The sequence below is a fragment of the Lysinibacillus sp. OF-1 genome, assembly GCF_028356935.1.
In the GTDB taxonomy this organism is placed as follows: domain Bacteria; phylum Bacillota; class Bacilli; order Bacillales_A; family Planococcaceae; genus Lysinibacillus; species Lysinibacillus fusiformis_D.
Map to the genome: position 1 here is coordinate 230,849 of NZ_CP102798.1, position 15,641 is coordinate 246,489.

8 protein-coding genes are annotated in these 15,641 nt (G+C 36.0%); 6 read left to right on the plus strand and 2 right to left on the minus strand.

Features of this window, described 5'->3' with window-relative positions; all coding sequences use genetic code 11:
• Positions 1–6 precede the first annotated feature (6 nt).
• The 4 genes from NV349_RS01095 (at position 7) to NV349_RS01110 (ending at position 6,781) form a co-directional block, all read left to right on the plus strand.
• Positions 7–1,569 (plus strand): helix-turn-helix domain-containing protein, encoded by a 1,563-nt coding sequence (locus NV349_RS01095; RefSeq protein ID WP_271912097.1) that lies wholly within the window; start codon positions 7–9, stop codon positions 1,567–1,569.
• 100 nt (positions 1,570–1,669) lie between these two features.
• Positions 1,670–2,614, plus strand: a complete 945-nt coding sequence (locus tag NV349_RS01100) for an ABC transporter substrate-binding protein (RefSeq protein WP_036125827.1) — start codon at positions 1,670–1,672, stop codon at positions 2,612–2,614.
• A 190-nt stretch (positions 2,615–2,804) separates the two neighbouring features.
• Positions 2,805–4,715, plus strand: coding sequence for an AraC family transcriptional regulator (locus NV349_RS01105; RefSeq protein WP_271912098.1), 1,911 nt, complete (start codon positions 2,805–2,807; stop codon positions 4,713–4,715).
• A 143-nt stretch (positions 4,716–4,858) separates the two neighbouring features.
• Positions 4,859–6,781, plus strand: coding sequence for an AraC family transcriptional regulator (locus NV349_RS01110; protein ID WP_271912099.1), 1,923 nt, complete (start codon positions 4,859–4,861; stop codon positions 6,779–6,781).
• 106 nt (positions 6,782–6,887) lie between these two features.
• On the opposite strand, the gene NV349_RS01115 is transcribed toward NV349_RS01110, so the two are convergent.
• Together NV349_RS01115 and NV349_RS01120 are read right to left on the minus strand one after the other, a co-directional pair.
• A complete protein-coding gene (locus NV349_RS01115; RefSeq protein ID WP_271912101.1) occupies positions 6,888–8,186 on the minus strand; it encodes a hypothetical protein in 1,299 nt (432 codons plus the stop codon).
• A gap of 758 nt (positions 8,187–8,944) precedes the next feature.
• On the minus strand, positions 8,945–11,914 hold the full coding sequence (locus NV349_RS01120; protein WP_271912102.1) for a hybrid sensor histidine kinase/response regulator: 2,970 nt from the start codon (positions 11,912–11,914) through the stop codon (positions 8,945–8,947).
• A 211-nt stretch (positions 11,915–12,125) separates the two neighbouring features.
• Between NV349_RS01120 and NV349_RS01125 the strand changes: the two genes are divergently transcribed.
• Positions 12,126–13,286: a response regulator gene (locus NV349_RS01125; RefSeq protein ID WP_036125634.1), complete on the plus strand. Its 1,161-nt coding sequence runs from the start codon at positions 12,126–12,128 to the stop codon at positions 13,284–13,286.
• A 210-nt stretch (positions 13,287–13,496) separates the two neighbouring features.
• Positions 13,497–15,599: a methyl-accepting chemotaxis protein gene (locus NV349_RS01130; RefSeq protein ID WP_036125636.1), complete on the plus strand. Its 2,103-nt coding sequence runs from the start codon at positions 13,497–13,499 to the stop codon at positions 15,597–15,599.
• The last annotated feature ends 42 nt before the right edge of the window (positions 15,600–15,641 follow it).

Sequence of the window (15,641 nt, forward strand, 5' to 3'; positions counted from 1 at the left end):
AACGAAATGAACAAAGATCGTCAGTTACTGTCCCATATTTTTTATCAACCTATTCAAATAGTGACATTACAAGAAATGTTAAATGACAAAGCAGCACATTTCACACATCCTATTATTGTCATCATTTATGAGGGACAAGTAGAGTGCACCCACCAAGGTAAGAAGATTCAGCTTAGTTCAAATTCTGTTATGCTGTTGAACGATACTGACGATTTTCATCTACTTGAAACAGGTGAAAGTAGCGGAATCGTCATTCAGTACTGTGCATATGGCTCTAAAACGGATCATTTATTACAAGATGCTATTTTAATTGAACATGGCTCCTATCGGCTCATGAATCTAGCTAAAGAAATAGAAAAGGAAGCGGACGCCCAAGGTAACAATCCGTTTCACTTACAAAAATTATTTGGTGAAATGCTTGAAGTGTTATACAACCATTTACGTGATAATACACAACAACAACTATGGATTGATAAGGTACTTCATTATATCAACCTACATTTTCGTGAAGAATTAACAAGGGAGCAGCTGGCTGAAAATGCACAAGTAAGTCCTGAGCATTTTTCACGTACCTTCCACAAGCATACTGGTCATACATATAGTGAATATTTAACGTTGCTAAGAATACGAGAATCCCAGAAAAAGCTGTTGTTAGCGATGCCGAAATTAGATGATCTTGCCCAGGAGGTTGGCTACCGTGAGGGTACTTATTTAAGTCGGAAATTTAAAGAATTAGTGGGTATGTCACCGACAGTTTATTATCAAAAATCGAAGCGTGTCATTGCGCTTAATACCAATCATACAGCCTGCTTACTTGCTCTGGGCATTACGCCAGTGTTGGGGGTGTATTCTCCATTTCTGGAGGGCATCGAGCCAGTACCCTCTTTGCAGAGGCTTAAAGGCTATGAGTATGCTATTACGTCAAATTATCAGGAGATAACCGCAGCATGTTCAGATGTCATTGTTAACTACAGTGGTGGCAAGGAGAAACAAGCATTACTGTCAGTAGCCCCTGTATTCGAGCTACCATGTAGACAATTGAGTTGGCGAGAGCAATTTGGGCTGATTGCCGATATTGTTGATAGGCGAGAAGTGTGTAAGAGCTGGCTTCAGCAATATGATGAACAAATAGCGCATTGTAACTATATTCTTGATCAACAACTTGGGTCAAGAAGGGGTACCGCTATTGTTTGGGAAATAGGTAGTCATCAAGCATATTGTTTAAATAGTAGTCATGGGAGAGGAAGTCATATATTATATGAGGATTTAGGCTTTAGTCGACCAGATGCGATAGTCACGAAAAACATTGAACAAACAGGCTACTTAACAGTAGATATTGAAGATATTGTGTACTTTCCAGCTGATTATATATTCGTTACGGCTCTTCCTACAACAGATTTTGGAAAGGAGTGTCTCTTAACAGTATTGCAGTCAGAAAAATGGCGGTCACTTACGGCAGTGCAAAAGAAGCAGATGTACTTTATGAATCAATATGAATTATTTTATGGCTATGACCCATTATCTACAGTGGCTCAATTACAAAAATTAATGGAAGTACTAACATCATAAAAGTACAAGGGAACAAATCACTTCCATGCATAGACAGTTATTTTACTTTCTTCTACAATTATTGAGAATGATTATCAACTAATGTGTATGGAGGGAAAAAATGCTTAGACAAAATAGAAAATTCATAGCACCACTGTTTCTTCTATTACTTCTTTTGTTAACGGCTTGTGGGGAAAATGAAAAAAACACTAGTTCAACTACAGAACAAGATACAAAAGAAGCAGAGACAAAAACGGTCCAGACGACAAATGGCGAAATTGTTATTCCGACTAATCCACAGCGTATCGTAGCAGAGGAATATATTGCTAGTTTGCTTGTATTGGACGTGAAACCAGTGGGAGCTCCTGGGTTGGCTCTTGAAAACTATTATTTAAAGGATGGATTAAAGGATGTAGAAGAAATCGGTGATTATGGAAAACCATCGATTGAAAAAGTTATATCACTCAAACCAGATTTAATTATTACGGGCAATGGGGAAAATTACGATGCTTTAAGTAAAATTGCACCGACAGTTGTCATCCCTTATGGTGAATTAAAGAATGCACATGAAGAGCTTACATATTTTGGTGAATTGCTTGACAAAGAGCAGGAAGCGAAGGATTGGCTCGCACAATACGATCAAAAGATTGCCGATGCAAAAGCACTGGTAGATGCGATTATTCCAGAGGATGCAAGCTTTTCTATTATTGAAGATGCAGGCAAATCTTATTATGCTTATGGCGATAACTTTGGACGTGGTGGACAGCCAGTTTATCAGTCGCTTGGTCGTAAGCCACCCGCTAAAGTAGCAGACGAAATTATGGAAAAGCAGTGGGTTGAAATTTCAAAAGAGGTGCTAGCAGATTATACAGGAGACTACATCATTTTAACTGCAGATGGTCGCACAGTTGAAGATTTTAAAAATGATCCAATATGGGGTAGCCTACCAGCTGTAAAAAACGATCATCTTTATGTTTGGCCTGAGGAACGTTCGTGGTACTATGACCCTACAGCAGTGTTGGCTCAGGTTGAGGAATTAACCAAATGGCTAACGACTAAAAAATAACAGGGTGAGTTGTGCAGATAATTTATTAGTACGATGGTTTATAGCAAGTAAAAAAAGGAAGCAACTTTAGCAATAAAGGTGCTTCTTTTTTGTTGTTTCATTTTAATATATTATTGAGAATGTTTATCATTTATAATATTCACATGAGGTACCATTCTATGCTTTGATTAGAAAGGTGTGAAAACAAACAGTGAACATAGATGATCATATCCTTTTGTGGAAAGCGGCTTCCATTCAATTGTTTGATATTCGTTATACAAGGATGCAAAGTGATGAACAGCTTAGCTCCTATCGTGTACCAGCTAGCGGTTTTTTGTACGCAATAAAGGGAAAGGCTAAAGTATTATTAGACAGTAAAGCCTATAAGATAGAAAATTTTTATATAGTGCATGTTGGTAAAGGGAGCTGCCTGCATATTAGTGCTGTAGAAGATAGTTTGGAGTACTATTTAATTCTCTACAAAGCGACGTTACCTCTTCCTCATAGAAAAAATTTGCTAGCATTGTGGGAACGTGAAAAACCTTTTCAGCTTCAATATGTTTTTCAAATTTCGAATGCGCTCACATTACAGGAAAAAATCGAAACTATGCACCGAGAGTGGCTCAAACAGGGCAATCTAGCCCATTTTCATGTCAAAGTCCTTTTTTATCAATTCATTTATGAACTTTTGCAGCAATTACATCAACAGCAGGTCATTGTTCAACAGCCGGACCTTGTGGAGCAAATTCAAAATTATATAGAAGAATATTACAATCAACCGATTACACGAGAATCGCTTGCTCAAATGTTGAATTATAGTGTGCCCTATATAGCTAAGCAATTTAAGCAGAAGACGGGTAGAAGTATTATTGATTATCTTATCCAGATAAGAATACAAAAAGCACAGCAGTTATTATTACATACCACTTCGAGCTTGCAGGAGATTGCGTCGAGTGTTGGCTATGAAGATGTCTCTTATTTTATCCGTATCTTTAAAAAGTACAGTGGGCAAACCCCAATGCAATTTAAACAACAGCCAGATAAGCATAAATCGTATCGTCCTATGTATCGGCTTTCTTTGTCTAATGATAAAAAGTGGATACGACATTATATTGATAATGATAATTATTATCAATATAAAGCAAAAGGAGATTTATCGATGAATAAAAAAGCAAAGTCCTCTATGATGGCGACTTTATTGCTATGCTTCACTTTATTGCTTAGTGCATGCTCTGGTACTGCTATCACAGCTTCTAATAATGGAGAAACAAAAGCACCAGCTAATGAGTCAACGGAAGTACAGTCGACAACCAAAATTGTATCCACTGTGAAGGGGGATGTCGAGATTCCTGTTGACCCAGAACGTATCGTAACCGATTATTACCCAGGTTTTTTATTAACTATGGGCATTAAACCAGTTGGAACACAGGAGCTTTATATGAAAAGCCCTTACCTGAAGGAGCATAATGAAGGAATTACTTATTTTGAAGAATCCCTTGAAGCAGTAGTTGATTTGAAGCCCGACCTTATCATTACTGGGGATGATAAGAAATACGAAGCATATGCTAAAATAGCGCCTACAGTTTTAATACCCTTTAATTTAGAAATGGATGCAACATTGGAGGAGTTTAGTAAAATTTTAGATAAAGAAGAAGAAGTGAAGGCTTGGTTAGATGACTATAGTCAAAGGGTAGCAAAAGCGAGACAAACGGTTCAAGATATCATTGGTAAGGATCAAACCGTGACGATTTTTGCTGGTGGAGCAAAAAATAACATAACATTATATGGTAATGGTTATACAGGGCGATCATTTTATGATGGGCTTGGGCTAACTCCACCCGCAAAAGTAGTAGAGGAAATTGATCCTGAAAAGCCGTGGCTGGAATTATCACCTGAATTACTTCCAGATTATGCGGGTGATTATATTTTTGTGGCTGTTGATAAAGCGACAGAAACATATGATTATAAAAACGAACCAGTTTGGAAAACGCTAGATGCTGTGCAAGATGATCAAATTTTTGAAATTGATGGCTGGAGTTTCTGGTTTTCAGATCCTATTTCAATCCTAGGACAAATTGAAGAAGTGACAGAAATGCTAGTACAGCATGCAAAAGCAAAATAAATGGGATTCCATAAAATCACTCAAGCATTGGATGTTTGAGTGATTTTTCTATGTTTCATGCATGATTGTAGAAAAATATATTGAGAACGATTATCAATTATAATAAACTGGGAGATAGTGATAATTGGAAGGAATGATGTAGGATGCTGCCAAAAGAGGAGTTTTTTTTTCTTTGGAATCATGCAACGATTAAAGTACTCGATATACGATATGAACTATTTAAACCTGAAGAGATTGGGAAATTATATAAATTGCCTGCTAATATGTTTCTTTTTGCCACAGGTGGAGGTGCAGAAATCCAGATCGATTTAACAAACTATACACTAGAGGGCTTTCATCTTATTCACGGTGGAAAAGGCTCCACTTTGCAAATCGTGGCAACAGACAAAGGGTTTGAATACTACATGGTATTTTATCGAGCTTCCATTCCTTTAACCCTTAATAAAATGATAGCAAGAGCCATGCAAAGCAATAATCCTTTCAACTATCAATACAGTCTTATACCTAACTCACCTATTACTATGTTTAAAAAAATACATTATATGTATATAGAATGGGGAAATGCTAATAATCTCAGCAAATTTACCATTAAATCGCTATTCTATCAATTATTAAATGAGATTTTCAAGCAGTTAGAACAAGACAGTATCGACATTCAAAAGCTGAATGTCTCTAGTCAAATTAAAGCCTATCTAGAAGAAAATTATGCACAGCCATTGACTTTAGAATCAATTGCGAAGGCATTACGCTATAGTCCATCCCATTTATCCATTCAATTCAAGCAACAAATAGGTTGTAGTCCGATTGAGTATTTAATTCAGCTCCGTATTGAAAAAGCTTCTATTTTGCTTGAGCAGACAAATGCTAGCTTGCGCGATATCGCAATGGGTGTCGGCTATAACGATGTTTATTATTTTAGTAGACTATTCAAAAAGAGAGTAGGCGTTTCCCCCACAAAATTTCGTCAAAGGGAACAGTTGAATCGTCTAGTAAAAGATAGTCCTTCAATGTCTGAAAGATACTCTATTGTCGATTGGAGCTTCCAAGATTATATTGAGAATGGTTATCAATATAATGAAAGGAAGTATGAACCAATGAATAAAAGAGGATTATCAGCTATTGCAACACTCTTTCTATGTCTGACACTTTTATTAAATGCTTGCAGTAGTGGAGCAACAACAAATACTGGAAGCGGGGAAAAACAGGCCTCTACGGCACAAGCAGTCAGCGAATCACAAACAAAAATTGTATCCACTATGAAAGGAGATGTAGAAATACCTGTAAATCCTGAGCGAGTAGTGGTGATGTATTATACAGGTGATGTACTAGCTTTTGATGTGACACCAGTGGGCTCCTCTAAAATACAAGAGGGAGCAGCATTTGAGGAAGAATTAAAAACAGTTGAAAGTTTAGGTGAGTGGTTCGAACCAAATGTGGAGGCAGTAATCCAATTAAAACCTGACGTCATCATTATCCCAAGTAAGGATGAGCTGTATGAGCAAATGCAAAAAATTGCACCTACTGTCATGATCGATTTCTCTACATCACTGGATGACCGTTTAACGAAGATTGGTGAAGTATTAGGGAAAGAGAAAGAAGCAAAAGAGCTTTTAGCTAATTTCTATACAAAAGTAGAGAACAGTCAAGAGAAGCTGAAAGAGGCAGGTATTTTAGATAAAACAGTTAGTATTATGGAAGGCGGCAAAGGACAAATGTCCGTAGTGACAAGCTATACCTATGGACGTGGTTCCCAAGCTATTTATGAGTATTTAGGTTTGAAAGCACCTGATATTATTCAAAAGAAAATTGATGACAAAAACAACACGGATGAGGCAATCAATGTTTCTTTAGAAGTACTAACAGATTATGCAGGTGATTTTGTGTTCCGTTCATCCTACGAAGGAATGGTGGATTTAACAGATCACCCAGTTTGGTCTAATATCCCAGCCGTTAAAGAAGGAAGACTGATTGAAATGGATTTTGGTTTTTGTTACTATAACGACATTTATTCATTAACAAAGCAGCTAGATTTCATCGTGGACAACCTAGTAGCTACGACAAAATAGTATAAACATTAGAGAGTGCCCCATAAATATCGTTTATGGGGCTTTTGTCTACAGTCTGGAACAACTAACTTGAATTTAGTTGTTTCTTCTTTCAGAAGCGTCATGCTTATTTTCTTATAATTTGGAATGTGCCAGACGTAGTTGCTTGAACAATATGACGATTTCCATCAACATAGAAGTTAGTATGCAACTTCTCACCTAAATCGTTCCTTTGAATAATGGAAGCATTTTTAGGCAAATTGTTAATAATTAATTCGATGTTTTCCTCGAATTCTATAGGTTTATTATTGAGTGTCATTTTGAATGTAATGTTATTTAATTTTCTTTTAAGCTGAATTTCTATGACACCAGTAGTATCCTTATCCACTAAAGTTGAGAGAGAAGGAATAATTAATGTCATATTAGATTTGGTAGTTAAGATAAATCTTTCTGTGTGAACTCCTGGGTCAGTGACATTTATTTTTGCACTATAATCATTTCTATTTCTAGACATAGCCGTTGTTTTACCAGGCAATGCGGCAGTATTGGAAAAATTAGGCTTTGTATTTTCAACTGATTGTGTTGGAAGTTTATATTTACCATTCACAAAATCAATTAAAATAGACACATTTGGAACTATTTGTTGCTGCACGGGTGTTAGCGCCTCAAACGCAGTTTTAACCTTTTGTACATCCTTAATTGTAGATGTTTTAGGTGATAGAGCAGCAATGGCATTTTCTACATCTTTGGCAGCAGCTTTATCCTTTACGACAAGTCGTTCAGCCTCTAATAATAGTTGCTCTGTACCATACGGTAAATAAGCATTTGTAAATTTTCGTAATGCATTATATTCAGCACGTGCTGCCTCAACTTCTTGATGGAAGCTTAAGCGTGAAGAATTTAATAATTGTATTTTCGTTACTACTTTGTCAATTGTCGTATTTGGACTTATATATGATGATAGTATTCTCTGTGTTTCAGCATTAACAAATGTTTTCTGTGCAGCGTTTAAAGAATTGAACCACTCCCTTGTAGCCAAAACATTTTCATAATAATTTACTGCGGTAGGTTCTACAGAAGCTAGTTTTTCTTCAATTTGTGAAGCGAGTTTACGATATAAAATTCTAGTATGTTGATGATTGGAAAGTACGTCATAATTAGTAACATACTGTTTTTCTGTTTCAGTCAAGTTGTTATAAGCTTTGAGAGCCGATTCCAATCTTGTTTGGAATGAGGAATATCGATCATCAATGATTGATATGAGCTGAATAACATTCCAGACATTAGAATTGTAGTAGTAGTTATTATTGTATGTGTAGGCTATTTTTGATGGCTCTGTAACTTCAGCTGCTGATGCTGGTGCACTGTAAAGAAGTGAAGGGATAGCAACTAAAGACAGCAAAGCCAATCTTTTTTTGTTTTTCATACTAAGAGAAGCCTCCTATTTTATTTTTCATGGTAGATGCAGTGGGAATCTATCCAAGATTTGGTGTTAAATCAATTTTATCATAGCCTAGGATCTTTTTATGCATTTTTTAGATGATTAGGTAGATTGGTTATAAAATTTATGTGAGCATCATATAACTTCAGTACCTATAGAGGAAGTTATATTTGTAAAGATAATAGAAATTTAATGGGAAAAACAGGAGATGTTGAGTAGAGAGCATGGTGAGTCAATTGGTTACAATTGATCCCGAAGGTTAAAAATGCATCACTAGGTACTGTTCAAAAGAAGAAAATGAACAATTCATCAAAGTATTATGTTGTAACAGGTACATAAGAAAATCGACAAATCGCTGAAAATATTCATGATGTGATGAAGTATTAATTTGGGTGGTATGTAGACATTGAACAGATTAACAGTAGATAGAGAGCCAAGAAGGGAACGGTTACAAGCAAACTAAGCAGAAAAGAAAATTAAGCAGCTGAACAGTCAAAAGTTACGAATGTGATACATGAAAAATACAAGGATGTTCAGGATTTGTTCAGTACCATGTAGTAAGCTATTTTATGTAATCTTGTCAATGTCTTAAACTGTAAGCAAACCAAGAAAGACTAGGCTTCTTTTGTAAGCCTAGTCTTTTTTGTTCGTGCAATGGATAGGATTTCTGGAAGAGATGAATAGAGCTCATAAAGTGACGGATTCAGCTTCCAAACTGGCGGTTAGAACGACATCATTCGCCTTTAAGTTTTTGGAATGGAGAAGGAGATGGTTGTGCCTTGATCAATGACACTGTTTATCGTTAATTCCACGCCAAATAATTGCTTTAGACGTTGTTCCGTATTGACAAGACCTACGCTTGTTTTCTTTTCAGGTATCCTATGTTCAAAGCCAACACCGTTATCAGAAATGGCTATTGTAAAAAGCTTCTCCATCTCTTTGATGCAGATGGTCACAGTACCCCCCTCTCGACGAGGTAAAATACCATGCTGGATAGCATTTTCGACCAAGGTTTGTAACGACAGTGGAGGAACAAACAGACTCATCTGATTAGGAATATTCCACACAACTCGTATCCTGTCACCAAAGCGAATTTGTTCAATTGCAATATAGGCGCGTACAAGCTTTAATTCATAGTCGATAGGCACGACTAAATCGACATTTTGGAAATCGAAACTCATTTGTAGGTAATCACTAAAGGCCAGTAGTAATTCCTCCATTTTTTCATCATCTACTCCATTTAAAGAAATAATAGAATTCAGTGTATTGAAGAAAAAGTGAGGTTGAATTTGTGCTTGGAGCCATGCAGCTTCAATGCGAAGACGTTCCTCACTAGATTGCTTCATCTGAATGAGTGCTTGAACACGTGATTTAAGCTCCATGTATTCCATTGGTTTCCTAATGTAGTCATTTGCTCCACTTAAAAAGGCGAGTCGAATATCTTCACTTTGCTGTCGAGCTGTTAAAAATAATATGGGCAGCTCTGAAATTGAGAATTTTTCACGAATGTACTTTGCCAATTCATAGCCAGACATATGCGGCATCATAATGTCGGAAATAACTAAATCAAAGCTACTCTCTTGTAGTTTTCTAAGAGCTTCGGTCCCACTTAAAGCTGTTTCAATTTCAAAGGGTTCAGTCGAAAATGCATTCACGAGAACTTGTAAGTTTACAGCATCATCATCCACGACAAGAATTCTTGCCTGACTGGTCACCAAAGTAGTTTCTTCAGTGGAAGCGGCAAAGCTTTCTTTCATTTGCGATAAATCATTTAACAATGACGTAAATTTTAATAATGTTGTATCCATTTCAGTAGTGGAGTCACTGTATTCCACTGTTTGTGTCTTTGCTATGGGTAAGGAGAACGTAAAGGATGAGCCTTCCCCAAGAGTGGAAGTCAACGATATTGTCCCACCGTGCAAAGATATAAGCTCTTGGCAAATACTTAAGCCTAATCCGAGGCCCCCACTTACCGACGTCATTGTTGAATCAACTTGCTCATAAGGGTCGAATATTCTTTCTTGCATATCCTTTTCAATGCCAATTCCTGTATCTGTAACGGAAATATATAATTTTTTACCAACCACTTCGGCATCAATCGTAATGGAGCCCTGCTCTGTAAATTTAATGGCATTATGAATTAGGTTGGAAAAAATTTGAATTAATCGTGTCTCATCTGCTAACACAAAAGGTGAATTAGTAGGTATCCGTATGATAAGCTCAATTGGTTTTCCTTTCAGCATAAAACGAAACATATTGCTAACCCCACTTGCGAGATTATAAGCATTCAAAGGTTTGGGCTGCAGTCGAAGCGTTTTTTCTTTTAGCTTTACTAGATCTAATAAATCATCTAGCATATGGGTCATGTGATTACCGATTCTTACCAATAGTTTTAAATCACTTTGATCTTCTTTAGTTTCCTGTTTTGCTAACAAAGTTTGGGCGATGCTCATCATGCCGTGCAAAGGGTTTCGCAGCTCATGAGAGGTATTTGCTAGAAAATCATCCTTTGTACTTATTTCTTTTTGTAATTTCACAGAAAGCTTTTCAGTTTGTAAGGTTGATTGAAAATAGCGTGTAAACCAAAATGCGGATAATGCCGTTATACCAATTAATAAATCAAAAGGATAATGACTATAAGGTAGTGTAGCATTTTGTCTTATAGAGAAAAATAATGAATTAGTGACTACTGCTGTCCCTGTTAATAATAAAAATATTACGCCTTTTTGACCTTTTATCACGATAGACAATGTGAAAATCGTTATAATAATAGGCGAGACGATGAAAAGTATTATGAATATCATTTTTGTTTTAAAAATGTATTCTATCGGGGTTACTACAATAAATAATAAATAGGTAGCACATAGCAAAGGAACAATCGTTAATATTTTAGGCTTAGCGTATTCCTTCATCAATTCACGTAGGAACAAAACGAAAAACATCATATTGTTAATATAAGAAAAATAAAATAATTTGTTTGCCCAAATCCAATTGATAGGTAGGTAGCTAAATAAAATTTTATTGCTAGAAACGAGTACGGTTACACAGGTTGAAACAATAATCAAGGCAAAATAAAGAAGAGATTTATCCCGAATACCGATAATCCAAAGTAGAATCGTAAATAATAGATAAAAAATAAAGACAAAGCAAACCGCCATTTGAGTTGTAATGGAAAAGGTTTTTGATTGTTCCATAGAGTGCAAATCGCCAAAAATAATTTCTTTTTGAAACCCGCCTTGTACATATGGGTTTGTTTGAACACCTTGGATAATAATTTCGCTTTCATTAGTATTAAGCGTAAAATAATGGGTTACAGGTCTGCCAATAGGAGCCGTTTGAGTATAATCCGCTGTAAGATTCCCTAGTCCACCAATGAATTGACCATCTATGTAAAGCTCATAGGGAGCTAAACCTTCAGGAATCGTAATGCCATACATCTGAGGTGCAGTGTGTTCTTTGAGAATTTTTAAACGATAAGAACCATAATGAACCTCATCATTATGTTGAAAATACTGATCCCAAGATTCTGGTTGATTTGTATAAACTTTATGTTGTTCCACTGATTGGGTATTTTCTGAAGCGAGAAGGACATTAGGGTAGAATTCCCATTCCTTTTGTAGCTTAATTATAAAATTATGGCTTGTATCAATATTTCTTAAATTAACAGTCCCTTGGATAGCATCGATCCCTGTTGAAATATTTGTGAAATTCATCCAAGTGAAGCGTATCAAAGTTAGAAAACAAAAGAATAACCCGGCAATTAGAAAAATAGTAAAATTTTTGGAAAGTATTTTCTTTTTCATCATAAATAATAGATTTCAACAAATAGAGTTATTTCTCCTTCAAAAGTAATGGTTATTCTATCAATTCTTTTAATAATTATACGATAATAAGTAAAGGAATAGTTTTTTAGGAGGGGTCAATGTGAGAATCGTGCTAGTAGATGATGAAATTTTACCATTAACGAGACTGAAAACCTTACTTGAAAAAAGTAATGTCCCGGAAATTGAAATAGTAGGAGAATACACCGATTCTCTAAAAGCAATTGAAGAGATCCAAACGCTACAGCCAAATGCTGTATTTTTAGATATCGTGATGCCTGATTTGGATGGTTTAGCATTAGGGGAAAAAATTCAAGAGTTATTGCCCGATGTAGAAATCGTTTTTACAACAGGGTTTGATCAATACGCAATAGATGCATTTAATCTACATGCTATTGATTATTTATTAAAGCCTGTACAAAATGTTCGTTTAGAAAAGACCTTAGAACGTCTAGAACACATAAATAATAAACATAAAAAAGTTCCGCCTAAACATACAATTATTAAGCTTTTTGGCGGTCTTAATGTTGTTACACCAGATGGTCATACACAGCTCATGAAATGGCGTACATCTAAAGCCAAAGAGCTATTTGCCTTCATGCTAAATCACCGTGATGAAATGATTTATCGTGATACGATTTTAGAATTATTTTGGCCGGAGTCTGATATCGATAAAGCATCTAAACAGCTTTATACAGCTATCTATACAATCCGTCAAACATTAAAAAATTATGGAATGGATGGTGTGCAAATTTCAAGCCCTTTGCTGAATTCTGGCTATAAGCTCTTAGTTGAAAATGTTGTAGTGGATGTAGAACAGTGGCTGTCCTGTTTAAAATCATTACCCCCATTACAAGAGACATCAGTTGATGAACATGAAAAAGTATTCCAAATGTATACAGGTGATTATTTAGGAGATTGCGATTATCTATGGGCGGAAAGTGAGCGAGAGCGCTTAAGGAGATTGTGGTTACACCATGCTCATCAGCTAAGCGAGTTTTACATAAAAAATGAGAACTACATGGCTGCAGTAAAGGTACAGGAAAAAGTCCAGGCACTTTTTTCTGATGCAGAGGAAAACTACTTCACTTTAATGAAGCTATACGATCTTCTAAATAATACAGCTGCTGTTGAGGAGCAATACTGGTTATTAAAAAAAATGCTTCAGGAGCATTTGGCAGTGGAACCAAGCGAGGAAATTGAGAGTTGGTATGAAAGCTGGAAACAAGCAAATGCTATGCCTCATGCTCAAACCTTTAGTTAAACTACATGATTTTGTTATGAAAGGCTCTGTCATAGACAGAGCTTTTTGTTTTTAATAGTTCATAAGACCCTTATTAAAAAATGTATATTGGTTGTAGATTTGTCCATATTTCTCTCTATAACTCTGTAAAATTCTACTTTATTCGCTAAATATTTTATTGTGATACAACCTTTCATCCTTTATCATTATTATAAAAGTGGGGTGTTAGTTATGAAAAAATCTAAAGGTATTGCATTAAAACTATCTTCCCTAATTATAGGATTATTTCTAGTTTTATTTTTATCCTATACAGTGACAACGGGAATTATTATAAAAAATCAAAGTGTGGAAGACTCAGAATATGCAACGGTGCAGGCTGCTGAATCTTCGGCTGCTATTATGAGTGAACGTTTCAAGAAAGCAAATACGGCATTGCAAACAACAAAGCAAATCATTGAAAGCATGCAGAAGAATAATGCTTTATCTTCCAAGGGTGTCTTAGACATTATGGAAAATAATCTAGCTAACAATGATGATTTACTTGGTGTTGGAGCAATCTTTGAGCAGGGTTCTATTATGTTAGATGCAAATGCAGAGGCTACTTTAGTCGATTCCAAAAAACGTTTTGGACCATACCTAAGCAAAGATGATAATAAGATCAGCACCACTTTAATTGAAGGGGTCGATGATAAAAGTGTTTCTGAATGGTACTGGGTGCCAAAAGAAGACGGACGCGCAGTTTTAACGGAGCCGTATGATTACAATGTAAATGGAAAGAACGTATTAATGACAACCATTTCAGTGCCGTTAGTCAATGCTTCTGGATCGTTTTTTGGTGTATTGACGGCGGATGTATCGATAGATTTTTTAAATGGATTAACAGAATCTGTTGCACCAGAGGGTGGTTATGCGGGCATTATTACGAATAAGGGTGTACTGACAGCCAACAGTTTTGGTGAAGAGCTAGATGGGCGCAATATGCAAGAGGACCCAGCTTGGACAAGTATTAGTAAGACCATGGAAAATGATGAGCTTACAAGTATGTACGTTGATTCTAAACAGTTTAAGGAAAAGGCATTTAATGTATTTGCCCCAATGATTTTAGAGGATATTGACGAGACGTGGACTGTTCAAATTGTATTGCCTGAATCAAAAATTCTAGAGACATACAACCACGTCTTTGTATTTACAATTATTTCTTCTATTATTATGGTTGTTTTGATGACAGTTGCAAGTGTGCTATTCATTTACAAACAGTTAAAGCCACTCCAATTTTTGCGTGCATCCATTGAAACAGCTGCAGAAGGGGATTTAACACAAAGAGTAGAGGAGAAATATATTAAGTCTGATGAGATTGGTGCAGTTGCACTGGCTTATAATAATATGCTGGATAAAACCAATAGTGCAATACAAACAGTGCTAAATTCTACGACATTATTGAACCAATCTTCTAATCAAGTGCATGAGGTCTTTAATGAAATAGTAGCTTCAAGTCAAGAGGTTTCAGTAGCAATCAATGAAATTGCACAAGGTGCATCGAAGCAATCAGAGGATACTGAAGAAACCAATTATCGAATGATGGATCTATCTGATCAGATTGATGCCATTACGTCACTATCCAATGAGATGGATGAGCTATCTCATAAAACAAGTGCAACGACAGAAAAGGGATTGCATGAGGTTAATAGTTTACGTGAACATAATATAGAAACAAATGAGATGAATGGGCGTATTCAACAGCAAATGGAATCATTAGCTTCTAACATTGCCAATATTAATCAAATCATCGCTTCTATTCAAAGCATTACAGAGCAAACGAATTTGTTAGCTTTAAATGCAAGTATCGAGGCAGCTCGTGCTGGCGAACATGGAAAAGGGTTTGCAGTAGTAGCAGAGGAAGTAAGAAAGCTAGCAGAGCAATCTAAAAATGAAACAGAAATTATTAAGAGTACGGTAGAAAGTATTCTCGAAAATTCCCAACAAACAGTAGCTGTTATTGCTTCGAATGCAGATTTAATGCATTCTCAAAATGAGTCCGTACAAAGCACACAAATGGCCTTTAAAGATAGCAGTGACTTGTCACGTTCAATTGCAGCTTCCATTAGTGAACTAATGAGTAAGCTATCTAGTATGTTAGAGCATAAAAATCAAGCAATTATGGCCATTCAAAGTATATCTGCTATTTCAGAGGAAACAGCTGCCTCTGCTGAACAAGTAAGTGCTTCTGCAATGGATCAACAAGCAGAGTTACAAAAAGTAGCAGAGTCTATTCAAAATATGAATGATATATCAAATGAACTGCAAGAAGTCGTAAATCGATTTAAGCTAGCGTAAAGAAAAAGGCTGCCTAAAATATATAGGCAGTCTTTCTTAATG